The organism is Bradyrhizobium sp. JYMT SZCCT0180 (genome assembly GCF_018130165.1).
GTDB lineage: Bacteria > Pseudomonadota > Alphaproteobacteria > Rhizobiales > Xanthobacteraceae > Bradyrhizobium.
In genome coordinates, this window is the sequence record NZ_JAFCLZ010000018.1 from 158,657 (window position 1) to 171,208 (window position 12,552).

Here is a 12,552-nt window from a genome sequence, read left to right on the forward strand (position 1 = left end):
TTACATGCCAGGCGCTTCGCGCAGGCCGCCATAGGCGGCCCAGGTGGTGCCGGCGATATATCCGGCGTCGACCGGCAGGTTGATGCCGGTGACACCGCTGCTCATCGGTGACAGCAACCACGCAATTGCCTGCGCGACCTCGATCGGCTCGACCAATCGGTTCATCGCGGTCGGGTTTTCGAGCAGGCGCTTGTTGAGCGCGCCGGAGGCAATGCCGGCTTCGAGCGCCGCGGTGCGGGTGAAGCCGGGAGAGACGGCATTGACGCGCACACCGGTACGGCCCCATTCGGCGGCAAGCGTCTGCGTGATCTGAATGACGCCGGCTTTCGCAGCCGTATAGGCGTGGATCGGACCTGACGTCATGCCCGCGACCGATGCGACATTGACGATGGCGCCATGCCGGCGCTCGGCCATTTTGACACCGACGCTGCGGGCGACCAGAAATGTGCCGCGCAGGTCGATATTGACCTCGCGGTCCCACTGATCCATCCGCACGCGTTCGACCGGATGCATCTTGCCGAACACGCCGGCGGCATTGACGAGGCCGGTGATCGGCCCGTGGGCGGTCTCGATATCGGCGATGCCGCTGACGACGGCGCTCTCGCTGGCGACATCGAAAGGGGCAGGCCACAGGATCGTCCCGGTGCCGGCCAGTGGTTCCGGCGCAATGTCAGTGATCACGACACGCTGGCCCTGTTCGGCCAGAAGCGTTGCGGTTGCAGCGCCAATGCCGCGGCTTCCGCCGGTGACGAGAATGATACCCTCAGCGTTCATGGTCGTTGCCTTTGCCGGCTGAATTGAAAAGCCCGCGCGTCATCAGCTTCTGGTAGGCGGAGATGACATGGTCGGGCACGGCCGTGACCGCACCGTCCGAATAGGAATACCGCCGGCTCAGATAGCCGCGCGCGCCCATCAATATTTGAACGATCGCTTCGAACTCCGCGTCGCTGTAACTGTCGACGGTGCCGGCAAGCCGCGCGCGCTTCAGGATGCGGACATAGGCAGTCGAGATATTATCAAAATGCTTCTGATAGCCGATCGGCGCAAAGAACTCGGCCTCGTTAAGGATGCGCAGAAACTCCGGCACCTCGCGGATGAAGTCGAAGAAGGCGCTGAAGCGTTCGACTTCCTGCTGCGCGGTCTGTGCCGTGCCGGTGCGCGCGCGGATGAAGCGCACCATGTCGATGCCGATTTTCGGCAGCAATTGATCCAGCAGTTCCTGGCGGTTTTCGAAATGATTGTAGAACGTACCCTGCGCGACGCCGGCTTCCTCGGTGATGCGGGCGACCGAGGCTTCGGCATAGCCGTATTTGCCGACGATCTTGGTCGCGGCATCGAATATCTTGCGCTTGGTCCAGGCGTTGCGCTCGACGCGGTTGAGTTTTGTGACCTTGCCGGAATTGGCTCGCGTTGCCTGCGTCATGAAGCCTCCAGTTCGGCGCGCAGCACGCGCTTGAGCACCTTGCCGGACGGGTTGCGCGGCAGGCTGTCGCGGATGATCAATTGCTTCGGCACCTTGAAGCCGGCGAGCCGCGCGCGGCAATGATCGGTCAAAGCAGGCAGCTCCAGCGCGGCGTCTTCTCCCAGCACCACGATCGCAACAGGCTTTTCGCCCCAGCGCGCGTCCGGCATACCGATGACGGCGCATTCGCGCACCTGCGGCAATTCATAGATCACGCGTTCGACTTCGGATGACGCGATATTCTCGCCACCTGAAATGATCATGTCCTTCTTGCGGTCGGTGAGATAGAGGAAGCCGTCTTCATCGAGGTAGCCGACGTCGCCGCTGCGGAACCAATCGCCGAAGAAAGCCGCCGCGGTTTTCTCGGGATCTTTCCAGTAGCCTTGGGTGACCTTCGGTCCGCGCAGGCAGATTTCGCCGTTTTCGCCGGGTGCCAGGCGATGGCCGGCATCGTCGCGGATTTCGATCTCGACATGGGCGATGGCGCGGCCGGTCGAGCCGATCTTGTCGATCTCGCGGCCGGGCTCCATGAAAGTGTCCCCGCCGCAGGTTTCCGTCAGGCCATAGGCGTCGATGTAGCGGGCGTTCGCAAAATATTCGGAGAAGCTGCGGATGCGTGCTTCCGGTGTCTTCTCGCCGCCGCCGATCGCCCATCGCAGGCTCGAGACGTCAAAGCTGTCGCGGGTCGGGCAGGTGAGAATCGCCGTGGTCATCACGGGCGCGAACCAGGCCGCGTTCAGTTTCTCGGCCTCGATCGCCGCCAGCGCCTGCTCGGGTTCGAAGTTGCGGTGGATGGAAAGCATGCCGCCGTGCCACAGCACGGCAATGCCCGGCAGGTCCAGCGCGCCGACATGGTAGAGCGGGCCGACCACCAGCAACCGCGTATCGGCGTTCAGTCCCAGCACCAGCGTCTGGTCCGCCGACTTCCAGTAGATGTTCTCGTAAGAGAGCATCACGCCCTTGGGGCGGTCGGTGGTGCCTGAGGTGTACATCAGCCGCACCAGGTCGCGCGGTTGTCTTGGATGCATCGGGGCGGGGGCGATGTCAGGTGCGAGCCGCGAGATGCCGGATTGCGCGGCGTCATCGAGCAGCACGAGGGGAACGTTACCTGCTGCGACGCCGGCCAGCTCTTCGTCCGCGATCAGAATGCGCGCGCCGGAATTGCCGACGATGTAGCCGACCTCGTCGGCCGACAGCCGATAGTTGATCGGCAGAAACACCGCGCCGATGTGGCTGGTCGCAAATACCAGTTCGAGAAACGCCGCACTGTTCTTCATCAGCACCGCGACGACATCGCCCGCGCCGATGCCGCGCGCGGCGAGCCAGCCGCCCACCTGGCCGATGCGGCGGTGGAAGTCGGCGTAGCAGATCTCCTCGCCGCGGTATTTCAGCGCACAGCGGCCCGGCGTCCGCCTGGCGTGAAACGCGATGAAGCTCGAAAGGTTGATCATTTCGCGGCTCAAAAGGCCGGATTCCGGCCCGATCTCCCGTTAGATGAATTATGACTCGTAATTCATATTTGGCTTGACGTCACCCCCTTTGCTCTGAAATCTTGTGAGGACGGGGGCAACACGATCCCCGGCTGGGATTTGGGCAGGAAACTGGGAACGCAAACCCAAGAGGGAGGGAATAATGACGAGAACCCGCAAACCGGGCATCAGCCGCCGTTCAACGCTGGCGCTGATGGGCGCCGGTGCCGTGACTTTCGCGACACCATGGGTGGCGCGGGCGCAGGCCAAGACCATCAAGGTCGGCATGCCCACCATTCTCTCCGGCCGCGTGGCGCAACTCGGAACCTCATCGCGCAACGGCGTGATGCTGGAAGTCGAGAAGGTCAACGCCGCGGGCGGTCTCGCCGGACGGCAGATCGAGATGGTGATCCGCGATTCCAAGGGGCAGCCGCAGGAAGCCGCCCGCGTGGCGCGCGAACTGGTCAACACCGATGGCTGCGAACTCCTGATCGATGCCGAGGCGTCATCCGGAGCGTTCGCCGTGCACGAAGTCGCGCGCGATCTCGGCGTGCTCTGCATTCACACCAATTCGGAAACCTCGTCGCTGACCGCCGATCCCAAGCAGCATATTCCCAACGGCTTCCGCACCGCGCGCCAGGGCGTGCATGACTCGATCGTCGGCGGCAGCTACGCGGCGGCGATCGCCAAGGCCAAGGGCCTGAAGAGATGGGCGACCTGCTCGCCCGACTACGCCTACGGCCGCGACACCACGGGCGAATATGTGACGTACCTGAAGCGCTTTGCGCCTGACGTCGAGATCATCAGCGAGTCCTGGCCAAAGCTGTTCCAGCCCGATTACACCGAGGTCGTCACCAAGATTCTGCAGGCCAAGCCGCAAGCGCTGTATTCCTGCCTGTGGGGCGGCGATCTGACGTCGTACATCGATCAGGCCAATATCTACGCGTTGTTCGCCCAGATGGAGGTGTTCGCGGTCAACATGGCCGACTACACCGCGCTCACCGTGGTGAAGAACCTGCCCAAGGGCATTCATTCCGGCAACCGCTACATCAAGACCTATCCTGCGACCGCGGAGAACGCGGCCTGGGGCGATGCCTACAAGGCGAAATACAACGAGTACCCGACCAACTGGTCGTGGGAGAACGCAACCGCGATCATGTTGCTCGCCGAGGCCTCGAAGAAGGCGAATTCCGCCGACGGCAAGAAGCTTGCGGAGGCATTGCGTGGCCTCAAGATCAAGTCGCCGTTCGGCGCCGACGGCACCGTGACGATGCGGGCCGAGGACCAGACCCTGATCGGCTATGCGATCGGGTGGGGTACGACGATCCCGCAAGAGCCCTATGTGCCGGAGGTCAAGGCCGGCGACTGGAAGACCATTCTCGAACTCGAAGCCGAGTGGAAGAAGAGCAAGGGTTACACCTGATTGATCCGTGTAACGGAGGCAGCGCAGGCCGCCTCCGTTCACCGTCCCTTGGCTCTTTCGCGCGCCGATCTTCCGGCATGCCGTAACGGATATTTTCCTTGGATCTCGATACACTCACCGGCTGTCTCGCCAGCTCCGCCTGTCTGGTGACGCAAACCACCAGCGGCTTCATCATCGGCATGTTGCTGTTTCTCGTCGCCGTCGGGCTGACGCTGATCTTCGGCGTGCTCAAGGTGGTGAATTTCAGCCACGGCGCTTTCTATATGTTCGGCGCCTATTTCGCGATGACGGCCTATCAGCTCACTGGCAGCTTTGCGCTGGCGATGCTGTGCGGCGCGGCCGGCACCGCGCTCCTCGGCCTGATCTTCGAGCGCGTCTTCATGAGCCGGGTCTACGGCCGCGACGTGCTGATGCAGGTCCTCGTCTGCTACGCCTTCGTGCTGATATTCGACGACGTCGTACGGATGATCTGGGGACCGGAATTCAAGTCGATGGGCATGCCGGCGGCGTTCCAGATTCCGCCGCTGTTCATCGCCGGCGGCGTGGTGCCGCCGTATTATCTGCTGCTGATCAGCGTCGCGCTGGTGGCCGCGATCATTCTCGGCCTCGGTCTTGCCCGCACCCGGATCGGCAAGGTGATCCGCGCCGCGGCGCATAATCCGGGCATGGTGTCTGCGCTCGGAATCAATACCGGCCTGATCTATGGCGGCGTGTTCGCGCTCGGCGGCATGCTGGCGGGATTGGCCGGCGCGCTCGCGGCGCCGGTGCGGTCACTGACGCCGGGGATGGGATTTTCGGTGCTGATCGAATCCTTCATCGTCACCGTGATCGGCGGCATGGGCTCGATCCTGGGCGCGCTGATCGGCGCGCTCCTGATCGGCATGATCCGCTCGTTCGGTTCGCTCGGCTTTCCCCTGTTTACGGAAGGCCTGATGTATCTGTTCATGGTGATCGTGCTGGTCTCCCGCCCGACCGGCCTGTTCGGCAAGGAGGTCGCGTGACCGAATTGCAGGCCGAACAGGCGAGCAAGGTGCTCGACAACTCCATTACCAAGTCAAAGCCGCGCCCCAACCGGGATGCCCTGATTGCGCTTGCGGTCTTTGTCGTGCTCGCCGTGCTGCCGATGCTCACCAGCAGCAAATTCCTGCTCGACTTCGTGATCCGCTGCGCGGCCTATGGGCTGTTCGCGACGTCGCTCAACCTTCTGGTCGGTTACACCGGGCTGACGTCATTCGGCCACGGCATGTTCTTTGGCCTCGGCGCCTACGGTTTTGGCCTCATGATGCAGAAAACGGGTGTTGCCGTGCCGGTGGCGTTCGTCGCAACGCTGGCGATTACTTTCGTCGTCGCCCTCGTCATCGGCGCGATTTGCGTGCGGCTGAAGGAAATCTATTTCGCCTTCGTGACACTGGCATTCCAAATGCTAATCCATTCCACCATCCTGTCCTGGGTGTCGCTGACCGGCGGCGATCAGGGATTGCGCGGCGGCATTCCCCGGCCGCCATTCCTGGGCATTGACCTGTCGAACCATCTTCATTTGTACATTGTCAGCTGCGCGCTGCTGGTGATCGGGCTGTTTTTGATGCACCAGATCGCGCAGTCGCCGTTCGGCTACACGCTGCGCATGATCCGCGACAACGCCACGCGGGCGAGTTTTATCGGCATCGACGTCTGGCGCGCCAAACTGACGATCTTCGTGCTCGCGGCGCTGTTCGCCTCGACCGGCGGCATCATCATGGCGCTGTTCGTCTCCGGCGCTTATCCGGAATTCGCCTACTGGACCATTTCGGGCGAGGGCATCTTCATCAACATGCTCGGCGGTGTAACCACATTCCTCGGGCCGATGGTCGGCACCGCGCTGTTCCTGATCCTCAACGATACCGTCACCCGTGTGACCGAGTATCACGGCATCGTTCTCGGCATCGTGATCCTGTTCTTTGCCATCGGCCTGCGCAAAGGCCTGATGGATTTCGTGATCGAATGGTACGTGCAGCGCCGCGAGCGTTCCGGGGGGCGCGCATCATGAGCCCGGCGGCAAAAGCGCGGGTCAGCGTGGTAACGGGCGGCGCCAGCGGGATTGGCGCGGCCTGCGCGCGGGAGCTCTCCGCGAGCGGCGATCTCGTGATCGTCGTCGATCGCGATTTGGCCAAAGCAAGAGATGTCGCCGCGGAATTTGGCGGCAAGGCCTACGCCGCCGATGTCGGGGACGAGACCAGTGTCGAGGCATGCGCGGAAGCGATTGAGCGCGAATGCGGGCCGGTCGATGTGCTCGTCAACAGTGCCGGGATCATCCAGGTGCCGGTGCGGCCGCACGATTTGCCTATGTCGGTCTGGGACGACGTCGTTCGTGTCGACCAGCGCGGCACCTATGTCGCCTGCCTCGCCTTTGCCCGGCGCATGATCGCGCGCAAACGCGGCAGCATCGTCAACATCGCCTCGATCGCCGGCATGCGCTCGATGCCCTTGCATGCCTACGCCCCGGCCAAAGCGGCCGTGATTGCGATCACCGAATGCCTCGCCGCGGAGTGGGGCCCCTCCGGCGTGCGGGTGAATGCCGTTTCTCCGGGCTATACGCTAACGCCCGCGCTGAAGAACGCGATTGATCGTGGCGAGCGGGATGTCTCCGCGCTGTCGGCCAATGCCGCGCTGCGCCGTCTGGTCGATCCTTCCGAAATCGGTCGCGTTGTCGCCTTTCTTGCCTCCGATGCCGCGTCCGCGATCACGGGCGCCAATTTGCCGGTCGATTGCGGCTGGTTGGCCGGTATATCATGGAGCACCTATGGCGGACTTCGGGAGGCGAATGGTTAGCCATGCTGGAAATTCGCGCACTCTCGAAATCTTTCGGCGGCGTCAAGGCGACCGACAACGTGACGCTGGACTTTGCTGACGGTTCGTTGACCGCTGTCATCGGCCCCAATGGTGCCGGCAAGAGCACGTTCTTCAACTTGATCACTGGGGCGCTGAAGCCGGATTCCGGTCAGATACTGCTCAATGGCGTTGATCTGGCTGGGCGCTCGCCGCCCGAGATCGTGCGCTATGGCATCGGCCGGGCGTTCCAGGTCGCAAGTATTTTTCCCTCGCTCACGGTGCAGGAAACGATGCTGGCGGCCGTCGGCGCCGATCAGCGCCGCGCCGGCGTCATGCATCGACGATTTCCGCTGGCTGAAACCCGTGACCGCGCCGAGCACGCGATGGAATTGCTGGGGCTTGCCAGCAAGCGTAACCGGACGGCGGCGACGCTGTCGCATGGCGACCAGAAGCTGCTCGATATCGCGCTGGCGCTGGTGCTCGATCCCAAGGTGCTGCTGCTCGACGAGCCCACCGCCGGCATGGGCACCGAAGAGCGCTGGCGCATGATCGACAAGGTCAGGGAGCTCTGGGAGAAACAGAAGATCACGGTCGTCTTCATCGAGCACGACATGGATATCGTGTTCAAGATCGCGCCCGAGATCGTGGTGCTGTGCTACGGCCGGATTCTCGCCACCGGCAAGCCCGATGCGGTTCGCCGCAACGAGGCCGTCATCGAGGCCTATCTCGGCACCGAACATCACGCGGAGGCTGCGATATGAGCGCGCAGCCGGTGGTGCAGGTCGAGGACCTCGACGTTTTCTACGGCAGCAGTCAGATACTGTTCGGCGTTGGCCTGTCGGTGCGGCAGGGCGAGACCATGGCGCTGCTCGGCCGCAACGGCGCCGGCAAGTCGACCACGATGAAGGCCATCATGGGCCTGGCGCCGGCGCGCCGCGGCAAGGTCACCCTGCGGGGCCGGACCGTATCCGGGCTGAAGCCGCATCACATCGCCCGCGCCGGCCTCGGCTTCGTGCCGGAGGATCGCCAGATTTTCCCTGAGCATACGGTGGAAGACAATCTGGAGATCGGCGCCAAGAAGGGCCCCGACGGCCAGGACGAATGGTCGATCCGGCGCATCTACGATGTATTTCCGCTGCTGGAGCCCTTGCGGCACCGGATCGCGGGACGCCTCTCGGGCGGCGAGCAGCAGATGCTGGCGATTGCACGCACCCTGATGGGCAATCCGGCGCTCTTGCTGCTGGACGAGCCGAGCGAGGGGCTGGCGCCGATCATCGTGCAAAGGATCGGCGAATTGCTGCGACAGCTTCGCGGCACCGGCGCCACGGTGTTGATCGCCGAGCAGAACATGCATTTTTGCCTTGGCCTTGCGAGCCACGCGACGGTTATCGACAAGGGCCAGATCGTCTACACATCCGGTATCGAAGAGCTGAAAGCCAACGAAAACATTCGTCAGCGCTATCTCGCGCTGTAGCTTTCGGCCCGGCCATAGCGTTTTCAAGCGAAGTGGATACCGGTTCGCGTGAAGAAAACGCGCAAAAAAAAGAATCGAGGGCTTCGGTTCTGATTTCATCAGAACCGATTGCGCTCCTGTGGGGGAACAATGGCAGTCAATCGGATGCTAACGCCGACGCATGAGGCGCCGTATCGCGGTTTGCGTGTGCTTGACTTCGGGCAGGGCATCGCCTCGCCCTACTGCGCGATGCTGCTCGGCGTCTACGGTGCCGAAATCATCAAGGTCGAGCCCCCGGAGGGGGATTGGTCGCGTTTCCTGGGAACGACCTATGGGAGCCATACGACGCTGTCGGCGGTCTATAACCGCGGCAAGCGCAGCCTCTGCCTCGACATGAAGCACAAGGACGCGATCGCAATCGCCCGGAAACTGGCGAAAGATTGCGACGTTTTGATCGAAGGCTTTCGCCCCGGTGTCGCCGCCCGGCTTGGAATTGGCTACGAGGAACTCTCGCGCGACAATCCCGGCCTGATCTATCTCTCGGTGAGCGCATTCGGGCAGAGCGGGCCTTACTCAAAACGGCCCGGCTCGGATTCCGTTGCGCAAGCGTTTTCCGGCCTGGTGTCGATCAATGTCGGCAACGACAAGACCCCGCACCGGGTCGGTACGACCGTCTCCGACGTCGTGACCGGCGTCTACGCCTTCCAGGCGATATCAACCACGCTGTTCGCGCGCGCGACCACCGGCACCGGTCGCTGGATCGACGTCAATCTCTGCCAGTCGACGGCGGCGCTGCTCGGCCACAAGGTCGCCGAGCATATTCTGGAGGGCGGCGCACCGCGGGCGCTTAACGTGCCGGCAGGTTCCTATCAGACCAGCGATGGCTGGATGATGGTGACGCTGGTCAACGAGCCGCAATACAAGCGGCTGTGTGCCGCCATCGAGCGCGACGATCTCGCCAGCGATCCGCGCTTTGCGGACTTCGCCAGCCGGGCCGACGCGGCCGACACGTTGATCTCGCAGCTGCGCGAGGTTTTCCTGGCGCGACCGACCGACGTCTGGCTGTCGCGGTTGCATGCGGCCGATATCATTGCCGAACGCATCCTCAATCCCGGGGAGTGGCTGCGCAATCCTCACGTCGAAGCGACCAACGCGTCGGTGTGCCAGGATACCCCCGGCGTCGGCCCGGTCTACACGCCGCGCACGCCGGGTATTGCCAGCCTTTCCGAAGACGCACTTTGCCCCGCGCCGGATATCGGACAGGATAGCGTAGCGATCCTGACCGAGGCCGGACTCGATCGCAGCACCATCGATGATTTGATCGCAGCCGGCGCGGTGCGTCAGGCCAGACAATAAGGAAGCGGCATCATGAGCGCTGAACTCGTTCGCTACACCGTCTCGGACAAGATCGCGGAGATCATGCTGGATCGGCCGCCAGTCAACGCGCTGAGCATGCCGCTGATCGATGCACTACTGGCCGCACTGCAGAAAGCGAAGGACGATCCGTCGGTATCATCAGTCATCATCGGCAGCCTGCACAAGGTGTTCTGTGCCGGGCTCGACCTCGACATCGTCAGGGGCAAGCCCGGGATCGAAACCAAGAAATTCCTCGAGCGGCTGTATTTCGCGCTCAACGACACCCAGTATCGCATGGGCAAGCCCACCATCGCCGCGGTCGACGGCGCGGTGCGGGCCGGCGGCATGACGATTGCGATCTCTTGCGACATGATCATCGCCGGCGACGCCTCGACCTTCGGCTATCCGGAGATCGATGTCGGACTGATCCCGGCGATCCACTTCGTGCAACTGCCCCGGCTGGTCGGGAAACACCAGGCGTTCGGGCCGCTGTTTCTGGGAGAGCCCTTTGATGCCGCGACTGCATTCCGCATGGGTCTTCTGAGCGAAGTGGTCCCGAAGGGGACCGCGCTCGAGCGCGCCCGCGATATTGCGCGGAAGCTCGCCGCCAAGTCGCCGATCGTGATGAAGATCGGCCGCGATTCGTTCATGCGGGCGGTCGATGCCGATTTCCGCCGTTCGGTCGAGAACACCGCCGAGAGCTTTGCGCTGGTGGCGACGACGGAAGATTGTCAGGAAGGGTTGAACGCGTTCGTCGAGAAGCGGACACCAAACTACAAGGGGCGCTGATGGCCGGATTATATTTCGAGGAGTTCGAGGTCGGCCGGGAGTTTCATCATGAGTTCAGCCGGACCGTCACCGAGATGGACAATACGATGTTCAGCCTGCTGACGATGAATCCGCAGCCGCTGCATATCGATGCGCATTTCTCCGAGAATACCGAATTCGGCCAACGGCTGTTCAACAGCCTCTATACGCTTGGCATCATGATCGGCATGAGCGTCTACGATACGACGCTGGGCACGACGGTCGGTAATCTGGGCATGACCGACGTCAAATTCCCTAAACCGGTGTTTCACGGCGATACGCTGAAATCCCATACGAAGATTATCTCCAAACGCGCCAGCAAATCGCGGCCGACGCAGGGGATCGTCGAGTTCGAACACACCATGACCAATCAGCGCGGCGAAGTAGTCGCGAGCTGCCGTCGCACCGGCCTGATGCATTGCAAACCAAAGGCGTGATTTGATGCGATCCTTCCTGTTCGTTCCCGGCGACAGCCTGCGCAAGTTCGAAAACGCCAGGAAGACCGCGGCTGACGCGCTGATCCTCGATCTCGAGGATTCGATCGCGCCGGACGAGAAGGTCGGCGCCCGGCGCACCGTGCGCGAAATGCTCGCTGTGCGGAACCCGAACCAGAAGGTCTATATCCGCGTCAACGCGCTCGATACCGGCATGACGCTGGGCGATCTCGCCGCCGTGATCCCGGGCCGGCCCGACGGTGTTGTGCTGCCGAAATGCGCTGGTGCTGCCGACGTTAATAGGCTGTCGCTGTATCTCGATGCGTTCGAAGCCGCATCTGACATCGAACACGGAACCACCCGGATCGTGACGGTGGCGACGGAGACGGCGCGCGCGGTGCTCAAGCTGCTCGACTTCGAGAACATGAGCCCGCGGCTGTGGGGCATGATGTGGGGCGCGGAGGATCTCGCGGCGTCGCTCGGCGCCTCGCGCAACCGGACCGCGGGCCGATATCACGGGCCGTTCTTGCTGGCACGCGACCTCTGCCTGATCAGCGCCGCGGCCGCCGGCGTCGTCGCGATCGATACCATCGCTACCGACATTAACGATCTCGAAGGCTTACGGGAAGAATCGATCGCCGCGCGTCAGGATGGATTCCTGGCGAAGGCGGTGATCCATCCCAAGCACGTCGATGTCGTCAACGCCGCCTTCCTGCCGACGGACGAAGAGATCGCCTGGTCGGAGAAGATCGTCAAAGCCTTCAACGACAATCCAGCCTCCGGCGTCGTCAAGATCGACGGCAAAATGATCGACAAGCCGCATCTGCGCGCCGCCGAAAAGATCTTGGCACTGCGGGCTAAGTAGGGTGGGCAAAGGCGCTCTTGCGCCGTGCCCACCATCTACTTCGATGGCCTGAATGGTGGGCACGCTAGGCTTTGCCCACCCTACGAACTGCGGGCTCGGTAGAGCGGCCCGTAGCCCGGATGAGCGCAGCGATATCCGGGTAACTTTGAGAAGAATCCCGGATATCGCTGCGTACCTGTCTCCGTCATTCCGGGCTCTCGCTTCGCGAGCCCCGGAATGACGATGGAGATGCGACAAATTGGCCCGTCGGGCAAATTTCGCTTTTGCAGAAGGCCAAATCAGGTGCTATCTTTGGCCATCCCGTCCTACTCAGAAGGGCGTCGGCCGTCGTCACGGACGTTGGGCGGGTTGCGGTGGACGCTGGTTTACGTCTCGACGATGGCGTGAATAAGCGTACGGCAAAACCGTGTGGTCCTGGCACCCGTTGCAGGCGTCAAGCTGTCGGAGAAGCGCAAGCGCGAACGGCAGCGACGGA

At 62.8% G+C, this 12,552-nt stretch carries 13 protein-coding genes; 10 read left to right on the plus strand and 3 right to left on the minus strand.

Annotated elements, in window-relative coordinates; genetic code table 11:
- The 3 genes from JQ641_RS25750 to JQ641_RS25760 are packed head-to-tail and all read right to left on the minus strand — an operon-like array spanning position 1 to position 2,913.
- A complete protein-coding gene (locus JQ641_RS25750; RefSeq protein ID WP_211998678.1) occupies positions 1-774 on the minus strand; it encodes an SDR family NAD(P)-dependent oxidoreductase in 774 nt (257 codons plus the stop codon).
- Positions 764-1,423 (minus strand): TetR/AcrR family transcriptional regulator, encoded by a 660-nt coding sequence (locus JQ641_RS25755; RefSeq protein ID WP_211998679.1) that lies wholly within the window; start codon positions 1,421-1,423, stop codon positions 764-766. The genes JQ641_RS25750 and JQ641_RS25755 overlap by 11 nt, the downstream gene beginning before the upstream one ends.
- Positions 1,420-2,913 (minus strand): AMP-binding protein, encoded by a 1,494-nt coding sequence (locus tag JQ641_RS25760; RefSeq protein WP_211998680.1) that lies wholly within the window; start codon positions 2,911-2,913, stop codon positions 1,420-1,422. The genes JQ641_RS25755 and JQ641_RS25760 overlap by 4 nt, the downstream gene beginning before the upstream one ends.
- Before the next feature lie 181 nt (positions 2,914-3,094).
- Between JQ641_RS25760 and JQ641_RS25765 the strand changes: the two genes are divergently transcribed.
- The 10 genes from JQ641_RS25765 to JQ641_RS25810 all read left to right on the plus strand — a co-directional run bounded on the left by JQ641_RS25765 (position 3,095) and on the right by JQ641_RS25810 (position 12,077).
- Positions 3,095-4,354 (plus strand): ABC transporter substrate-binding protein, encoded by a 1,260-nt coding sequence (locus JQ641_RS25765; protein ID WP_211998681.1) that lies wholly within the window; start codon positions 3,095-3,097, stop codon positions 4,352-4,354.
- A 98-nt stretch (positions 4,355-4,452) separates the two neighbouring features.
- Complete coding sequence (locus JQ641_RS25770; RefSeq protein WP_211998682.1) at positions 4,453-5,355, plus strand: branched-chain amino acid ABC transporter permease; 903 nt, start codon at positions 4,453-4,455, stop codon at positions 5,353-5,355.
- On the plus strand, positions 5,352-6,380 hold the full coding sequence (locus JQ641_RS25775; protein WP_502754991.1) for a branched-chain amino acid ABC transporter permease: 1,029 nt from the start codon (positions 5,352-5,354) through the stop codon (positions 6,378-6,380). The genes JQ641_RS25770 and JQ641_RS25775 overlap by 4 nt, the downstream gene beginning before the upstream one ends.
- Positions 6,377-7,162, plus strand: a complete 786-nt coding sequence (locus JQ641_RS25780) for an SDR family NAD(P)-dependent oxidoreductase (protein WP_211998683.1) — start codon at positions 6,377-6,379, stop codon at positions 7,160-7,162. The genes JQ641_RS25775 and JQ641_RS25780 overlap by 4 nt, the downstream gene beginning before the upstream one ends.
- Before the next feature lie 2 nt (positions 7,163-7,164).
- Positions 7,165-7,923: an ABC transporter ATP-binding protein gene (locus tag JQ641_RS25785; RefSeq protein ID WP_211998684.1), complete on the plus strand. Its 759-nt coding sequence runs from the start codon at positions 7,165-7,167 to the stop codon at positions 7,921-7,923.
- The gene (locus JQ641_RS25790) at positions 7,920-8,636 is read left to right on the plus strand and encodes an ABC transporter ATP-binding protein (protein ID WP_211998685.1); all 717 of its coding nucleotides are present in this window, start codon (positions 7,920-7,922) and stop codon (positions 8,634-8,636) included. Before JQ641_RS25785 ends, JQ641_RS25790 begins: the two co-directional genes overlap by 4 nt.
- Before the next feature lie 129 nt (positions 8,637-8,765).
- Positions 8,766-9,971 carry a CaiB/BaiF CoA transferase family protein gene (locus tag JQ641_RS25795; protein WP_211998686.1) on the plus strand — a complete coding sequence of 402 codons (1,206 nt, stop codon included), beginning with the start codon at positions 8,766-8,768 and terminating at the stop codon, positions 9,969-9,971.
- A 12-nt stretch (positions 9,972-9,983) separates the two neighbouring features.
- On the plus strand, positions 9,984-10,760 hold the full coding sequence (locus tag JQ641_RS25800; protein WP_211998687.1) for an enoyl-CoA hydratase/isomerase family protein: 777 nt from the start codon (positions 9,984-9,986) through the stop codon (positions 10,758-10,760).
- Entirely contained in the window at positions 10,760-11,215 is a 456-nt protein-coding gene (locus JQ641_RS25805) for a MaoC family dehydratase (protein WP_211998688.1), read from the plus strand. Before JQ641_RS25800 ends, JQ641_RS25805 begins: the two co-directional genes overlap by 1 nt.
- A gap of 4 nt (positions 11,216-11,219) precedes the next feature.
- Positions 11,220-12,077, plus strand: a complete 858-nt coding sequence (locus tag JQ641_RS25810) for an HpcH/HpaI aldolase/citrate lyase family protein (protein WP_211998689.1) — start codon at positions 11,220-11,222, stop codon at positions 12,075-12,077.
- Positions 12,078-12,552: the final 475 nt, after the last annotated feature.

What these genes read in the sequence shown, in the direction of transcription:
- JQ641_RS25750 (WP_211998678.1), bottom strand. Translation starts at nt 774, where the DNA reads ATGAACGCTGAGGGTATCATTCTCGTCACCGGCGGAAGCCGCGGCATT.
- JQ641_RS25755 (WP_211998679.1), bottom strand. Translation starts at nt 1,423, where the DNA reads ATGACGCAGGCAACGCGAGCCAATTCCGGCAAGGTCACAAAACTCAAC.
- JQ641_RS25760 (WP_211998680.1), bottom strand. Translation starts at nt 2,913, where the DNA reads ATGATCAACCTTTCGAGCTTCATCGCGTTTCACGCCAGGCGGACGCCG.
- JQ641_RS25765 (WP_211998681.1), top strand. Translation starts at nt 3,095, where the DNA reads ATGACGAGAACCCGCAAACCGGGCATCAGCCGCCGTTCAACGCTGGCG.
- JQ641_RS25780 (WP_211998683.1), top strand. Translation starts at nt 6,377, where the DNA reads ATGAGCCCGGCGGCAAAAGCGCGGGTCAGCGTGGTAACGGGCGGCGCC.
- JQ641_RS25785 (WP_211998684.1), top strand. Translation starts at nt 7,165, where the DNA reads ATGCTGGAAATTCGCGCACTCTCGAAATCTTTCGGCGGCGTCAAGGCG.
- JQ641_RS25790 (WP_211998685.1), top strand. Translation starts at nt 7,920, where the DNA reads ATGAGCGCGCAGCCGGTGGTGCAGGTCGAGGACCTCGACGTTTTCTAC.
- JQ641_RS25795 (WP_211998686.1), top strand. Translation starts at nt 8,766, where the DNA reads ATGGCAGTCAATCGGATGCTAACGCCGACGCATGAGGCGCCGTATCGC.
- JQ641_RS25800 (WP_211998687.1), top strand. Translation starts at nt 9,984, where the DNA reads ATGAGCGCTGAACTCGTTCGCTACACCGTCTCGGACAAGATCGCGGAG.
- JQ641_RS25805 (WP_211998688.1), top strand. Translation starts at nt 10,760, where the DNA reads ATGGCCGGATTATATTTCGAGGAGTTCGAGGTCGGCCGGGAGTTTCAT.
- JQ641_RS25810 (WP_211998689.1), top strand. Translation starts at nt 11,220, where the DNA reads ATGCGATCCTTCCTGTTCGTTCCCGGCGACAGCCTGCGCAAGTTCGAA.